This is a genomic window from Solidesulfovibrio carbinolicus, from assembly GCF_004135975.1.
Classification (GTDB): Bacteria; Desulfobacterota; Desulfovibrionia; order Desulfovibrionales; family Desulfovibrionaceae; genus Solidesulfovibrio; species Solidesulfovibrio carbinolicus.
Genome location: NZ_CP026538.1, coordinates 3,865,517 through 3,879,616, shown reverse-complemented (window position 1 = coordinate 3,879,616; position 14,100 = coordinate 3,865,517). Strand labels below are relative to the sequence as shown.

Annotated in this window: 14 protein-coding genes; 13 read left to right on the top strand and 1 reads right to left on the bottom strand. The window is 59.7% G+C overall.

Translation table 11 applies throughout. The annotated features are described in order from the left end of the window. The first annotated feature begins 178 nt into the window (after positions 1-178). The 7 genes from C3Y92_RS17320 to C3Y92_RS17290 all read left to right on the top strand — a co-directional run bounded on the left by C3Y92_RS17320 (position 179) and on the right by C3Y92_RS17290 (position 7,187). The gene (locus C3Y92_RS17320; RefSeq protein ID WP_129354681.1) at positions 179-1,408 is read left to right on the top strand and encodes a type II secretion system F family protein; all 1,230 of its coding nucleotides are present in this window, start codon (positions 179-181) and stop codon (positions 1,406-1,408) included. A gap of 17 nt (positions 1,409-1,425) precedes the next feature. Then, positions 1,426-2,751, top strand: coding sequence for a sigma-54 interaction domain-containing protein (locus C3Y92_RS17315; RefSeq protein WP_129354679.1), 1,326 nt, complete (start codon positions 1,426-1,428; stop codon positions 2,749-2,751). A 176-nt stretch (positions 2,752-2,927) separates the two neighbouring features. Continuing rightward, entirely contained in the window at positions 2,928-3,455 is a 528-nt protein-coding gene (locus tag C3Y92_RS17310; protein ID WP_207214005.1) for a prepilin-type N-terminal cleavage/methylation domain-containing protein, read from the top strand. Positions 3,456-3,473: 18 nt separating this feature from the next. After that, positions 3,474-3,893 (top strand): prepilin-type N-terminal cleavage/methylation domain-containing protein, encoded by a 420-nt coding sequence (locus C3Y92_RS17305; RefSeq protein WP_129354677.1) that lies wholly within the window; start codon positions 3,474-3,476, stop codon positions 3,891-3,893. 92 nt (positions 3,894-3,985) lie between these two features. Continuing rightward, positions 3,986-6,112, top strand: a complete 2,127-nt coding sequence (locus C3Y92_RS17300) for a tetratricopeptide repeat protein (protein WP_129354675.1) — start codon at positions 3,986-3,988, stop codon at positions 6,110-6,112. A 113-nt stretch (positions 6,113-6,225) separates the two neighbouring features. After that, a complete protein-coding gene (locus tag C3Y92_RS17295; RefSeq protein WP_129354673.1) occupies positions 6,226-6,756 on the top strand; it encodes a pilus assembly FimT family protein in 531 nt (176 codons plus the stop codon). After that, on the top strand, positions 6,753-7,187 hold the full coding sequence (locus C3Y92_RS17290; RefSeq protein ID WP_129354671.1) for a PulJ/GspJ family protein: 435 nt from the start codon (positions 6,753-6,755) through the stop codon (positions 7,185-7,187). The genes C3Y92_RS17295 and C3Y92_RS17290 overlap by 4 nt, the downstream gene beginning before the upstream one ends. Here C3Y92_RS17290 and tnpC read toward each other — a convergent pair. Then, a complete protein-coding gene (gene tnpC / locus C3Y92_RS17285; protein ID WP_235669527.1) occupies positions 7,166-8,539 on the bottom strand; it encodes an IS66 family transposase in 1,374 nt (457 codons plus the stop codon). The two genes, C3Y92_RS17290 and tnpC, sit on opposite strands and share 22 nt — an antisense overlap. 112 nt (positions 8,540-8,651) lie before the next feature. On the opposite strand from tnpC, the gene C3Y92_RS17280 reads away from it, so the two are divergent. The 6 genes from C3Y92_RS17280 to C3Y92_RS17255 all read left to right on the top strand — a co-directional run bounded on the left by C3Y92_RS17280 (position 8,652) and on the right by C3Y92_RS17255 (position 14,002). Next, positions 8,652-9,179, top strand: a complete 528-nt coding sequence (locus C3Y92_RS17280; RefSeq protein ID WP_165352139.1) for a PulJ/GspJ family protein — start codon at positions 8,652-8,654, stop codon at positions 9,177-9,179. A 9-nt stretch (positions 9,180-9,188) separates the two neighbouring features. Continuing rightward, complete coding sequence (locus C3Y92_RS17275) at positions 9,189-10,730, top strand: hypothetical protein (RefSeq protein WP_129354667.1); 1,542 nt, start codon at positions 9,189-9,191, stop codon at positions 10,728-10,730. A gap of 268 nt (positions 10,731-10,998) precedes the next feature. Continuing rightward, positions 10,999-12,285, top strand: a complete 1,287-nt coding sequence (locus tag C3Y92_RS17270) for an L-type lectin family protein (protein WP_235669526.1) — start codon at positions 10,999-11,001, stop codon at positions 12,283-12,285. A gap of 41 nt (positions 12,286-12,326) precedes the next feature. Next, positions 12,327-12,878 (top strand): lytic transglycosylase domain-containing protein, encoded by a 552-nt coding sequence (locus C3Y92_RS17265; RefSeq protein WP_129354663.1) that lies wholly within the window; start codon positions 12,327-12,329, stop codon positions 12,876-12,878. Between the two features lie 198 nt (positions 12,879-13,076). Continuing rightward, positions 13,077-13,421, top strand: coding sequence for a carboxymuconolactone decarboxylase family protein (locus C3Y92_RS17260; protein WP_012750252.1), 345 nt, complete (start codon positions 13,077-13,079; stop codon positions 13,419-13,421). A 95-nt stretch (positions 13,422-13,516) separates the two neighbouring features. Then, positions 13,517-14,002 (top strand): hypothetical protein, encoded by a 486-nt coding sequence (locus C3Y92_RS17255; RefSeq protein ID WP_129354661.1) that lies wholly within the window; start codon positions 13,517-13,519, stop codon positions 14,000-14,002. The last annotated feature ends 98 nt before the right edge of the window (positions 14,003-14,100 follow it).

Genomic DNA, 14,100 nt, shown 5'->3' with positions numbered 1-14,100 from the left:
AGGAAATGCTCTTTGGCTCCAAGTCGGCCCGCGTTCCTGCGTCTGTGGTATTGCTTGGAGACGCTTGGCAATCCTGCCTTGACGGCCGGCCGGCGTTTGGCGCACAAACGGCAGTAAGGCAAGCCATCCCGGGCTTTCCGGCCGGATCAGACAGCGCACGGGACTTGGGGAGACGACGGTGCCGCAATTCGCCTACGAAGCCATCAACGAGGCCGGCAATCCGGTCAAGGGCGTTCTTGAGGCCGAGACCGCCGACGCGGTGCGTACCCGGCTTCTGGGCATGGGCTACATTCCCGTGGCCGTGCGCAAGGGCGTGGCGGCGGCGGCGACCGGCGGTTTCGGCGAATCCCTGGAAGACGCGCTGACGAGCATCAGCGCCCAGGAAATGATCCTTTTCACCAAGCAGCTGCGCACCATGCTCGGGGCCGGCCTGTCCATGCTCGAAATCCTGCGGGTCCTGGAGCAGCAGTCGGAAAACCCCAAGCTGCGCCGGGTGTGTTCCCGCATGTCGGACATGGTGAAAAAGGGGTCGTCGATCTCGGCGGCCATGGCCGCCCAGAAGGGCGTGTTCAACGAACTCTACATCAGCATGGTGCGGGCCGGCGAGGCGGCCGGCGCGCTGCCGGCGGTGCTGGAGCGGCTGACCTACATTATTTCCCACGAGCATCAGGTGCGCACGGACATCAAGTCCGCCCTGCAGTATCCCATTACCGTGGTCGTCGCCCTTTTCGGCGCGTTTTTCTTTCTGCTCAAATTCGTGGTGCCGACCTTTGCCGGCATTTTCGCCAGCGCCAAGATCGAGCTGCCCTGGCCCACCCGCATGGCGCTGTTGCTCCACGAGCTCATCGACAAATACTGGTACCTCACCTTCGGCCTCATGGCGGCCGTGATCATCGGCTTTTATCTGTGGTTTCGCACGGAAAACGGCAAGGTCGCCCGGGACGCCTTTTTCCTGCACATCCCCATTGTCGGGATGCTGTTGCGCAAGGCGGCCATGTCGCGGTTCGCCGCCATTTTCTCCATTCTCCAGGCCAGCGGCGTGCCGGTGCTGACCACCATCGACATCCTGGTCGGCACCATCGGCAACGCGGCCATCGCCAAGGAATTCCGCCGCATCCAGGAGATGATCAAATCCGGCCAGGGCTTGGCCGGGCCGTTGTCCCGGGCCAAGTATTTCACCCCCATGGTGGTGACCATGGTGGCCGTGGGCGAGGAGTCCGGCAATCTCGACGAAATGCTTTCGGCCATAAGCGAACACTACGACGCCGAGGTCGCCTTTGCCGTCAAGCGCCTGTCCGACGCCATCGGCCCCATCCTTATTGTCGGTCTGGCCGGCGTGGTCGGCTTTTTCGCCATGGCCATCTTCTTGCCCATGTGGGACATGTCGCAGGTCGCCTTCAAACGCTGACGCGCGGGGACTAAGCCATGCGGCGACGGATCGACGTGAGCCTGGCGGTGCTTGTGCCGCTGATTCTGGGGGGCGTGGCCGTGCTGGCGGTGCTGAGCGCCGATTCCCTGGCTGCGCGGTTTTCCCGGTTTTCGACTTTGGAGCCAGCCGTGGCCATGGCCCTGGCGGCCGGAGTGTCGGTGGGGTGTGTTTCGGCGGCGTTCGTGTTCGCGGCCCTGCGCCCCATCCGTCGTCTCCTGCGCACCACGGCCCCGGCCCTGCCGCTGGCGGCCGGTCCGGCAAAGACCGCCGGTCTGGATGATTTCGGCCGGCTGGGCGTGGTGGCCGACCAGATGGCCGAAGTGCTCGGGGCCCTGGACGCCCGGGCGCTTTTCCCCAATATGGTCGGCGAGAGCCGGGCCATGCGGGCGGTGTTTGCCCAGGTGCTCAAGGTCGCGGCCTCGGACGCCTCGGTGCTGTTGCTTGGCGAGTCCGGCACGGGCAAGGATTTGGCGGCGCGAAGCATTCATGACAAAAGCCCCCGGTCGGCTGGGGCCTTTGTGGCCGTCAATTGCGCGGCCATTCCCCAGGGCCTGCTGGAGAGCGAGCTTTTTGGCCACGAGAAGGGCGCTTTCACCGGCGCGGTCACCCGGCGGGTCGGACGGTTCGAACAGGCGGCCGGCGGGACGCTGTTTCTCGATGAAATCGGCGACATGCCCCTGGAGATACAGGCGAAGATTCTCCGCGTCCTGGAAACGCGCCAGTTCGAGCGGGTTGGCGGGATAACGACGCTGCGGGCCGATGTGCGGGTGATCGCCGCCACCCACCGCGACCTTGGCGAGATGATCCGGCGGGGAGCGTTTCGCGAGGATTTGTTTCATCGCCTCAATGTCTTTCCCGTGCATTTGCCGCCGTTGCGGGAGCGCCGCGAGGACATCGCCTTGCTGGCCGGGCGGTTCCTGGAAACCCTGCAGCCCGGCGCGACGCTTTCCTTGGCCGCCATGCAGCGCCTTTTGGCCCACGACTGGCCGGGCAACGTCCGGGAGTTGCGCAACACCCTGGAGCGGGCGGCGCTGTTGGCCGGAGACGCGGCGGTCTTGGAGCCGCGCCATCTGCCGGGGCTGGCCGAGACCGGCCCCGGCGAGGCCGTCCAGGCCGGGGCGGACGATCTGGACAGTCGGTTGGCCGCCTATGAGCGATCCCTTATCGAGGCGGCCCTGGCCCGCACGGGCGGGGTGCAGGCCCGGGCGGCGACGCTTTTGGGCATCAAGGAGCGCAGCCTGTGGCATCGGGTCAAAAAGCTCGGCATCGCCCCGGGGCTGTTCCGGCCGGCAGGGCAGCAGGCATCAAATTCTGATGATTGAAGCATCAAATTATGGAGGATAGGCCGGAAAACGAGGCTGCCAACTGCGATGGGGCAGAAATTTTGTCCGTCATCTCTTATGGTTAAAGCGCCTTAAAACGGTGACATGGTTTTTGCTAAGGTTCTTTTTAGAAAAGGCCGCCCTGGAGCGGCGCAACCCCTTTGGAGGAAAAATCAATGGCAGAACAGCACGACCGCAAGCGCGAACAGCGCGGTTTCACCCTCATCGAAATCATCGCCGTCCTGGTCATCCTCGGCATCCTGGCCGTGGTCGCCGTGCCGAAGTATTTTGACATGCAGGCTCAGGCCCGGGCCAGCGCGGCCAATGGTCTCGTGGCTGCGGCGCAGTCGCAGCTTTCCCTTGAGTATGGATTGAAGAAGCTTGGAAACACGACAGCGTTTGGTACTACGGCTGGGGTGTGCGGCAATGTTACTACTTCAAGCATTACTTCTGAGAATGTTAACATTGCTTGTGCTGGTGATTTGACTGGTACGGTAACTATTACCGCAAATGTTGGCGGCGGTGCTAGTGCTACAGGAACATGGAAAAATCCTGAAGCTGCTGGTGGTACTGGCGGTACTGGCGGTACTGGCGGTACTGGCGGTACTGGCGGTACTGGCGGTACTGGCGGTACTGGCGGTACTGGCGGTACTGGCGGTACTGGCGGTACTGGCGGTACTGGTGATACTGGTGGTGGTTCCTAAAAATCGGAGTTGGTGCTGATGCAACGGGACGACAAAAGTCCATCCGTTTCGTCGTCCCGTTGCGGAGAAATGGACAGGTGCCATGGCTTTACGTTGCTAGAAATTGTTCTCGTCTTGGTGCTTTTTGGCATTCTCTCGGTCTTTGCTTTGTCGAACTATTTCGATATCCAAGGTCAATCACGAAAGGCTGCGGGGCAGTTGGTGGTCGCTGCTGCGCAATCGCAGTTGTCCCTGGAGTTTGCCCGGCGCGCCGCGTCCGGATTGACCCTTGCCGTCGATGCGCAACAGGTGTGCGATGATGTTGTTGTCAGCAGCTCCACCGAGACGTCGAGTCTCGTCTGCACAGGCAATCTGACCGGTACAGTTACCGTCACGGCCACGATCAACGCCACGCCTGCGACGGGAAGCTGGGTCAGCCCCGTCGCTGGTGGTTCCTGATCCGTTTCGCTTTCTGAAAGCGTATCCCAAAATCTGCGAACCGCGCCTTGGGGCCGTGCGCTCCAATCTGGACGTCAGTATAGCGTGAAGACATGAAATCCGTCAGTCTGTTGTCTGGAGCGAAGCGTCACTGGCCAATCCTCCTGCTGTTGGGTGGTCTGGCTGTTCTGTGGTACCGTTGGCCCATTGTCGCCCTGGACTTTGACCTCTGGTACCATTTGCTCGGCGGCGCTTACATCGCCGAACATCTGGCCCTGCCGACAGGGCCTTTTTTTTCCTATCTGCCGACGGAAAACACCTGGCTCGACTACTACTGGCTCTACCAGGTCATCGTGCATCACCTGTATTCCCTGGGCGGGTATACGGCGCTGACGATTTTCCGGGCGCTGGTGTTTCTGGCTTCCGTCTTTTGCGTGTTCGCCTATTTGCGCCGGGCCGGCCAGGCCGGCGAGGAAGGCGGCAAACTCATGGCCCTGGCCATTGTGTGCGCCTACGCCCTGGCCTTGCAGCCGCGCGACATCCTGTTGCGCCCCCATGCCATCACCTACCTGTTCATTCTGTTCGTCCATTACATCGTCAATTACCGCCAACGCTGGGCCTGGGCCCTGCCGGTCCTGACCGTCATCTGGGTCAACATCCATGGCGTGGAATACCCTGTCGTCCTGCTCGTGTTGGGGTCGTATCTGGCCCTGCATTTCCTCAATACGCTGTTTTTGAAGGCCAGGCCCAATCCCCTGCGGCCGGTGCGTTGGCCGCTTATCCTCTCGCTCTACGCCGTGCTGGCCACGCCGGCCGGCCTGGACCTGCTGGCCAAGGCGTTTGCTGCGCCGCCGTTTCATGAATTTACCGTCATGGAGTTGGCCGCCCAGCCCTGGGCCCGTTTCTTTTCCCTGCATTTTTTCCCGGACGGCCGCCTGGTGGAGGGGGCCACCGTGGCCCTGGTGCTGGGCGCTATGCTCGGCGCCTTGTGGCTGGCCGTGCAAAAACGGCTGCGCCTGGACAGGATCATGCTCCTGGCCGGCGGACTCGTCCTTTTGCCCATGATGGTCCGCTTCACCTTAGAATTTATGGTTTTGGCGTTGCCCATTTTCGGCGATGTGGTCGCCTTGCGGGCCGAGCGCCAAAGGGATCGGGGCGATGTCCGCGTCTTGTGGGCCATGTCGCTTTTGTGCGTGGGGCTTACGCTGTGGGCGACCTTCTCCTTTTTGGGCAATCGGCCGTCCTATCCGGTGGACCGCTCGCGCCTGCCCGAGGGAGCATGCAATTTCTTGATGACTCATGGCCACGGCGGGCGCATCTACAACGTGCCCAATCCTGGCGGGTATCTGCAATGGCGGCTTTACCCAAAATACTTGATTGGCATGGACATGCAGACCATGCTGTTTGCCACCAAGGATTTGTACGCCGCCAGCGTTGCGTTTAACGACAAGACCGTGTTGGCGAAAGTTGTCCAGGAATACCGCCCGACGTATCTCCTTCCTAATGTCACGGATAAGGAGTTCAAGAAGAATTTGGGTGAACAGACCCGTTTTGTCCCGATCTACTTTGACGATGTGCTGGCCGTGTATGTTGATGCGGACAAGGAGCCGGAGCTGGCGCGCCGGTTTGGCCTCGAAGTCCTGGACCACGCCGGCTGGCAACTGCTGGATTTCGAGGACCTGGAGCCCGCCAAACGGGAAAAGGCGGCCATGGAATGTCAGCGGCTTCTGGAGTCCGCGCCCGAAGGGCTGACGGCCAACACCATCGCGGCCAAGCTCTTTCTGGCCGCCGGCCAGCCGGCCCAGGCCGCGCTTCATGCAGACATCGTCATCCGGGCCTATCCTGACCGCTTTATGGGGTACGCCTTGCGCGGGCTGGCGGCTTTCAAGGAGGAGCGCTACCAGGAAGCGCTGGCCTGGCAAAAGCGGGCGCTTGCGCGGGCGATGCCGTCGGAAAGGGAGGCCGTGCAGCGAAATGTCTACGCCTGCCATGTCCGGTTGCAGCAATTCAAGGCGGCCTATGAAACGTTGCTCGATATTGCCAATCCTATGCGTCCCGCAACCAGCGCCCGGGATCTCTACGACCTGGCGCTTGCGGCCGTGGCTTCCGGCCAGCAGTACAAGGGCAAGGTCCTTCTGGAATTGGCGCGGCTGAAAACTCCTGAGACCGATGCGGAGTTGTTGCGTCAAATAGAGCAGATGGCCGCCATGCTGCCGCCCATGCAGCAAGGGCGTTGGTAGTTTCGCTGCTTTTCGGAACCTGCGACGCTTGGGCTACAATACGGCTTTGGCGCTGGCAAAGCTCTTCACGCCCGATGGCGTTTGCGCTAGAAGGGAAAAGGCAGGGAGGCCGCATGCGCAGTCGCTTACCGAGGCTTCGTGGACGCCGCTATTTGAAAATAGCAAAAAACCTCTCGGAAACGTTTGGTTTTACGATTATTGAAGTCATAGCCGTCCTTGTCGTTTTGGGCATTTTGGCCATCGCGGTGGTGAACCGTACCGGCACCCAAGGGGTTCAGGCCATGGCCGAGGCCGACGCCTTGCGCTCGGCCCTGCGGTATGCCCAATCCCGCGCAATGGGCGACGTCTATACCTGGGGCATCAGCTTCACGGCGGGTTCGTATCAATTGGTTTCCGACAATCCCGATACCGCCAACGCCGTATTTCCCGGGCAAGGGACAAATACGCGCGCCATGCCGGCAAATGTCGCCCTGTCCGGCGCGAATTTCATTCTTTTCGATTCCCGGGGCCAGCCGGTTTCCGGGAATATCACGACGCCAGGCGGCAGCGCCGCGGTCGTTACGGGGACACAAACGATCAGTGTTACGGAATCGTCCAAGGTTGAATCGGTCTCCGTCACGCCGTACACGGGGTTTATTCCATGAATACGGAACGTTCGTCCGGTTTCACGCTGCTTGAGCTGATCATGACCATTGTCCTGTTTGGCATCGTCGCGGTCATGGCGGTGTCCTTTTTTGCGCCTTCCACGACAATGACCCATGTTCCGGTGCAGCAATTGCAGTCCGACGCGTTTTTGCAGCTCGTCATGGAAAACATGATCGCCGATAAAGAGACGTCTTTTGCCAATAATTTGAATGGACTTTGCGCGAATATCAATGTTGGCGTTCAGAGTACGTATGGCAATGGAACAAGCTACTATGTCGTCGAACGTCGATATGTCTGTCCGAATGCATCGAATGTCTTTGTGGATAGTGCGGCCAACCAATTCTTGTTGGTGACAATAGCGGCAAATGCTAATTCAGGGGCCAAGTTGACATATCTGTTTGTATGCGCTCACGGGATAAGCAGCGCCTGAATCCAATCCAGGCTCGGAGACCGAGTTTGAAAAGCGGCCGCCATCGCATCGACCAGCACCGGGAAGGTTCGCCTTCCCTGAATTCTGCACGTCTGGCGCAAGCTGAGGATGCGTTCAACCCAGTTGTCACCACTTTCACTGGCGGTTCCGAGACTTCTCTTGCGCCAGAGCACCCCGAATCGCAACGTCCGCTCCGCGAGGTTGTTCGTCGGCTCAACGCCGGCCTCTTGGAGGAACAACCACAAATGCTCTATCTCACGTTCCAGGTGACGGACCAGCCTACCTGCGGGATCCTTGCGATCGCCGTAGATCGAAATCAAGCGATGGAGTCGCGCGATGAACGCCCGCCATTCGCCGACGGTAGGCGGGGCTTTGGCCATATGGCACAGCCGCCTAAGTTCGTCTCTCGCCCAGGTTCCACACTGGGCCAAGGCTGCGTCTTTGCGCTCGGCCAACCCCTCAGCCTCGCGGATCAGGTGCGCCAGACAGGCCTGTCGCAGCCCCACCCATTGGCGATACACGGCGTAACCGTCGGCGACCAGAATGCCGGACCATCCCTGGACAAGCTCCTCGAACGCGGCTTTAGAGCGCCTGGGATGGATCATGAACAATGCGGCGCGGGAACTGGCCAGAACCCAAAGCCAGACCAGTCTGGCCTTGCGACGCCAAGAGGTCTCGTCAACATGTCCAACCGGCGCGCTCCTCGCGACCTTGGCGATGCTATCGTAATGTGGCTTGATGGCTTGAGAGACCCGATCAATGACTTTCTGAATCCCGCCTTGGCTGATGGGCAGGCCGAAGACGGACAAGAGGTAGTCCTGCACAGCGCGACGGCTGTCCCCATGGATGCCGCAAAGCTCGGCGATGTTGGCCGAAAGCCGGGGTCCAAAGCCCGTGCGTTTCTCTGGCGGGACCAGAGCTTTGATCATTCGGCCGCACCGAGAGCAACGGCCTTGGTAAAGGATGATGTGTTCCACATCGAGCCTGGGCTCGGGAATCTCGATGTGTTGATGGATGTAGTAGGGCTCGGGATCAATCAGGTCGGGGCAGCCGCATGCACACGGACCGGGATGAAGTTCCGTGATTTCCGTGGGCCGAAGACACTGCTGGCGGACACCGATGCGTTTTTTGCGGGGTTCGGTCTTGTTGGTCTTCTTCGCCCTGGGCTTGAAAGGGCTGTCTGATGACGGCGGCTTGTTGGAATTAGCGGAATTCTGATTGAGCTTGGCCTGAAGTGCTTCAATTTCGAGCCGGAGCTTCCGGTTCTCGACAGTCAGTTCATGGACGAAGCCCAGCATGGGCCACGGTGTGTGCCTGACCACTTCAGGCGTAATGAGCTTGGCAGACGCCATGGCGTGATCCATTTGAAAACAATGGGCATTTCATAGAAAATGTCCAGAGGGTGTGAGCGGGTACATCTGTTTAGCTCGAATGCCGGGAATTGCAATGCCGGCGGGAGTTGATATGTCGAAACAACGCTGTCTCCGACGCAAGTGTCCGGGGTTCACGCTGATCGAGATCGTGGCCTCTCTTGTGGTCATGGGCATTATTGCCGCGTTTGGCACCAGTCTGCTGACGAATGTTGCTCGAGGATATACTCACGCCCGTAACGCGGACGAGGTGGTTCAGAAGGCCCAGATGGCTTTGCAGCGGATGACCATCGAGTTCACGCAACTTGTGCCGTCTGGAGCAATTGGAAACGCCGCCAATGTGACCTATAATTACAATGGAACAAATTGTTTTATCTTTCAGAATGGAAACGCCATTGTTTACCGGTATGCAGGAACAAATTATACGTTGGTGGACGGAGTTGCAGTCGGAAGTCTGCAATTTAGATATTATGTAAACTATTCTTCGACTGCGTTGAGCTCCTTCTCGAATAACTCCAGCATCAATTTGATTGGTGTTTCTTTTAATATGCAAGGTGATGATACTTCGGTTGGCATGAACCAAGCGTATTCGACCCGCGTGAAGGTAAATAAGCTTCAGTAGGAGTCGGCTATGAGTCGTGCGTTTCGTTACTTTTTTACGGCTATAAAGAGGCAATTTGCTTCTGATAATGTCTCTGGAGCTTCGCTGTTATGGGCTATTGCAGCCCTCGTCGTATTGGGTGGAGCGGCTGCTGGTGTGTCGAGGATGAATTCAACGGCCGTTCAGGAGAAAGTTGCGGGTGAGCGGGGAGCCTCGGCCTATTATGCGGCGCTTTCTGGATTGAACTACGCGCAATCCATGTCGGAGTTGGCTGCCGGCAATGCTTTCGGCACGACATGGGCGATGAGTTCTTTGGCAGGGGATTATGCCACTGAGCTTGGCGGCAAATTTACCTTGTCGGTTGCCAGTCTTGGGTCTGATCAATATACGGTAACTTCTCAAGGAGTTGCGCAAACGGGGACGGGCGGAGAGGCGAATGCTGTTCTTTCAAAGAAGATAACCTATGTCCCGCCAGAAGAGTATGTTCCTCCAAATCTTGTGTCGTTTAACTTTAACAATCCGACCGGGCGAGCCAATTATGCGGCGTATTCGCCCGATTCCAGCCGGGATATTCCTGTTGCCCTTGATAAGGCCGATATCGTGCCGCAAAATCTTACGGTGGGCAAAAGTTACAAGTATGGGTTCGGGAATGTTTGGTATACTGGGACGAACGCAAAATACAGCACAAACGGCATCGGCGCCTTTGGGGCCGGCTTTCGGCTTTTCTTTACGTTTAAGTTTACGACGAAAACCGGTGATGGATTTACCGTCGCCGTCCTGAATGCGTCCAGGAATAATTACCTGTCCTGTGGGGGCGACTCGGCAGAAGGCGGGCTTTTGGGGTATGCTGGAGATTCGCGAGTGTATGATTCTCCTGATGGGACGTTTAAGACAAAAATCGCAGAATATGTCGATAAAAGTGGTTTTACTAAAGGTCTGAATCCACCGAAGTTTGCTGTTGAAATTGATACATATTCGAATAGTTCCAGTAATTGGTGGCCCTCGGCCGCGACGGCTTCGTGTGAGGGCGACAATGGCCTGATGAATGACTCCAGTTCTCAGGGAGATCATGTCGCCATCATGTATTCCGGCACAAATACAGCGTATCTTCGAAAGACGTGTAAGGGGCCAAGTAATTCCTTTGTGGGAAACGTCAGTCGGTATAGTGATGTGCGGCATGGATCTGGCGACAATGCATCGAATGTCGCTGGAAGCATGTTGAAGTATATGGATTTCAAGCAGGGAAGAACTTATTTCTATAGAATGGATGTTGTTAAGTCTGGTGCTAACCTGGCAATCAAGAGTTGGGTCGCCACGTGTGCGGATTCAGATCTCAATGCAGCATGCACCTCACAAGTCTATACAGCCGCAGGGCTTTGTGACACGAAATCCGATTTTGACGGAAGCAGCATGAAACTCAGTAAACTGACATCAGTCTATGTTACGGATAAGCATACCTTGACGACTGCAGAAGATGAAGCCTTCAAAAATTTTATATGGGGCTTTACAAGCGGATCGGGTGCCGAGGAACAACAAATAGATTTTCGAAATATTAGCCTTTCATTTAGATAGGCTTATTTATTTTATATAGCGGTGAATATTTCCATGCTCTCGCAAAACCTATTGCGCACTTGCCAGAAAATAGTAGATTTCACCTCCAGTGATTCGGGGGCATGTATTTGTCGTGCTGTTTCGCAGCGAGCCTTTTCTTGCAAGGTGATGCGGCGTGGAGATTGCTGTCGGTGCTCCAGTTCGCCGGGTTCAATGGAGGCCATGGTCTGAAACCGGCGGCTCTCTGGTTTATGTCGTTGTTGCCATAACCGTTGTTGCCGCCCTGTGCGTGGCCGTCGCCAGGCTCTATTCCAGCACGCTTTCCACCTCCCTTGCCGGGGTACAAGATGCTCGCGCCTATTACCTCGCCCTGTCCGGCCTCAATGTCTGGTCCGCCGGTAAAACAGGCGCCTACTCCCTGCCTGGCGGCATGTTCACCCTTGCTCAGTCCGGGCCAGACGCCCAGGGCTATTACACCGTCACCAGCCTTGGCAGCTACGCCGATAACGCCAATTGTCTCCTGACAGCCAAGCGCAAATCCGCAAAATCCATCACCTTTGATGACGACATCGAGGACTTCGTTCTTCCGGTTGTCGGCAAAACCGCCAATTCCAAATACGCCGTCCTGGTCTTTGACAAGGATCTGCCCGACGCCCAAAGCGGCTGGTCCGAAGCAGAGTGGGCCACGTTGTGGGCCGCCAATGCCAATCGCTATGCCGGCGGCTGGGTGCGGCTGGGGGGCAATGCCGCCGACACCAACGGCGCTATCTGGTATGGCGGCGATTACGGCGCCTGTTCGGCGACGCCTTGCCCGAGCGGTGCCTGCAGGGACGGCGCTTGCACCCTGGGCAAAGGGCTGCGCGCCTTTTTCCGCTTCACGTTTTCCTGCTATGACGCTTCCGCCGATTCCACGTCCTGCGCCGACGGCTACACCTTTGCCGTCATATCCGCCGACAACAGTGCGGCGACAGCTTCCGGCGGTCCGGCTTCAGGGTCCTTGGGCGAACTGCTCGGCTATGCCGGTCCCGGCCCCTCGGGCCTGGGCATTGCCCCGCCAAAACTGGCCGTCGAGGTGGACACCTACCCCAACAAGGGCAAGGGCAAGGAAACCGAAACCAACAACCGGCATGACGCCGGAAACGAAAATCATGTCGCCGTGGTCTACTGGGGCGACGATTCCGGGCGAAACGCCAGCTACGACGACAATGCCCACGGCGTCGGAGCAAACCCGACCGCCGGATCGACCGGCTACTTCGCCAAGGCCAAGGCCGCTTCCGGCCCCAACTGGCTGGAGGACGGCGAGCCCCATGCTTTGCGCCTGGAGTTGCATCGCACCGGCGAGGGCGCGGCCAGCGGCACGTACCGCGTCAAGGTGTGGGTCGATCCCAAGGCTTCCGGCCGCGATGACGTCACCGCCGATTATGCCGCCGAATTGCCGCTGCTGGACCACACCACGACCCTTGCCGGCCGATACAACACCGGCCTGGACGTCATTCGCTTCGGCTTTACCGAAGGCACGGGCGGCGGGGTGCAGACGGTTGCTGTCTCCGATTTTTCCCTGGACTTCCGGCGCTGACGCCGGTTGCCAAATCCCGCCCGAGTGCGCACAATCGCCCCATGCCAGTTCTTGTCGCCGTCTTGTTGTTGCTTTGTTGTCTGGCCGGACAGGCTCCGGCCGGCGACGCCATCTATCAATACCGCGACGCCAAGGGCGCGATCCACTTAAGCAACCGCAAGCTTGACGACAAGTTTCAGCCCTTTGATTACATGCGCCTGCCGGCCGGCACGGACCAGTCCAAGGTCTATCCGTTTATCCGCTACTACTGCCGTCGCCACGGCCTGGACCCCGAGCTGGTGCGGGCCATGGTGGAGGTGGAATCGGGCTTTGCCGTGCGCGCCGTATCGCCCAAGGGCGCGGCCGGACTCATGCAGATCATGCCCGGCACCGGGCGCGATCTGGGGCTGGCCGACGCTTTTGACGGCGCCAACAACCTGGAGGCCGGCATCCGCTACATGCGCGCCCTGATGGACGCCTACGGCGACGTGCGCCTGGCCCTGGCCGCCTACAACGCCGGCCCCGGACGGGTCAAAAAGGGCGGCACCGTGCCGGACATTCCCGAGACCCAGGCCTATGTGGAAAAGGTCCTGGCCCGGCGCGGCGCGCGGTAGCGTCGGAGGCGACTTCTGGCCCGACCGGGCGGCGGCTTGCATCCCGCCAGACAAGGCGCATCCCCCCTGGGGGCGTGCGCGCCGCCGCCGCGTCCTTGACCGGCGGCCCGAACTCGGCCACCAAGGAAGCATCCGGCAGCGGAGGGGTCCGCGCCGCCGGCAACGCCGCTATCCGCGGCAAACTTCAGGAGGCCGTAAATGGTTGTGAATTGGCAGGAATCCCTGGGCGAGGCCGTCAAGGCGCTTGGCGCGCTGGCTAAGGGCAATCCCGGCATCATGGACGGATACAAGGCCCTGGACGGCGCCGGCAGCGCCCACGGCGCTTTGGACCTCAAGACGCGTGAACTCATCAGCCTGGCCGTGGCCGCCACGACCCGCTGCGACACCTGCATCGCGGTGCACGCCAAGGCCGCCGCCGAAGCCGGCGCGTCCCGCGAGGAACTTCTCGAAGCCCTGGCCGTGGCCATCACCCTCAACACCGGGGCGGCCTTCGTCTATTCCTCGCGCATCCTCGAAGCCTACGACACGTTCTCGAAGAAATAGGCGTATTCCAGCGGCGGCGCGCCACGGCGGGCCGCCGCCATGGACAAACGGACCGGAACATGGTTTTGTCTCGGCCTTCACATCCGGAGGCGATCATGAAGGCCCACTCGGCGTTTGCCGCCCTTATGCTCATCCTTTCCCTGTCCCTTGGCGGTTGCGCCGGTTTTGGCCAGGGCAAGGCCGAAGACAAGGCCAAGGCTCCGGCGGCCATGGAACTGACCGCCGACAACGTGGCCATGGTGCGCGCCGCCGTGGCCGGAGCCAAGGCCAAGGCTCCCCGGGCCGTAACCCGCGACGACTACGTCCGGCTGGCCCGGACCGTCTACGTCGCCCCCTGGGCCGCCGGCCACAACGCCGCCGCCACCACCGAGGTCGCCCTGGCCCAGGCCAAGGCCGGCAATCAGGCCGCCCGGGACTATCTCACCATCATGGTCTACGACATCCAGCTCCAGACGGCCATGGAAGGCACGAGCCTGTCCGCCGAGGACTGGCGCGCCGTCTACGTCGGCTCGGGCATCATGACCGAGGCGGCCTACGCCGCCTACGGCGACATGGCCCGGGGCGGCAAGGTGCTGCCTTAGCGCAGCCCTTCGGACTGCCTCGCCAAACCGCAACGTAGCGAATAAAAGACATTTATTCACAAAAAGCAGGTATGTTTTTTGTGGACGCGACACGAGCA

Coding starts and splice junctions, on each gene's coding strand:
- C3Y92_RS17315 (WP_129354679.1), top strand. CDS start 1,426: ATGCGGCGACGGATCGACGTGAGCCTGGCGGTGCTTGTGCCGCTGATT.
- C3Y92_RS17310 (WP_207214005.1), top strand. CDS start 2,928: ATGGCAGAACAGCACGACCGCAAGCGCGAACAGCGCGGTTTCACCCTC.
- C3Y92_RS17305 (WP_129354677.1), top strand. CDS start 3,474: ATGCAACGGGACGACAAAAGTCCATCCGTTTCGTCGTCCCGTTGCGGA.
- C3Y92_RS17300 (WP_129354675.1), top strand. CDS start 3,986: ATGAAATCCGTCAGTCTGTTGTCTGGAGCGAAGCGTCACTGGCCAATC.
- C3Y92_RS17295 (WP_129354673.1), top strand. CDS start 6,226: ATGCGCAGTCGCTTACCGAGGCTTCGTGGACGCCGCTATTTGAAAATA.
- C3Y92_RS17290 (WP_129354671.1), top strand. CDS start 6,753: ATGAATACGGAACGTTCGTCCGGTTTCACGCTGCTTGAGCTGATCATG.
- tnpC (WP_235669527.1), bottom strand. CDS start 8,539: ATGGCGTCTGCCAAGCTCATTACGCCTGAAGTGGTCAGGCACACACCG.
- C3Y92_RS17280 (WP_165352139.1), top strand. CDS start 8,652: ATGTCGAAACAACGCTGTCTCCGACGCAAGTGTCCGGGGTTCACGCTG.
- C3Y92_RS17275 (WP_129354667.1), top strand. CDS start 9,189: ATGAGTCGTGCGTTTCGTTACTTTTTTACGGCTATAAAGAGGCAATTT.
- C3Y92_RS17265 (WP_129354663.1), top strand. CDS start 12,327: ATGCCAGTTCTTGTCGCCGTCTTGTTGTTGCTTTGTTGTCTGGCCGGA.
- C3Y92_RS17260 (WP_012750252.1), top strand. CDS start 13,077: ATGGTTGTGAATTGGCAGGAATCCCTGGGCGAGGCCGTCAAGGCGCTT.
- C3Y92_RS17255 (WP_129354661.1), top strand. CDS start 13,517: ATGAAGGCCCACTCGGCGTTTGCCGCCCTTATGCTCATCCTTTCCCTG.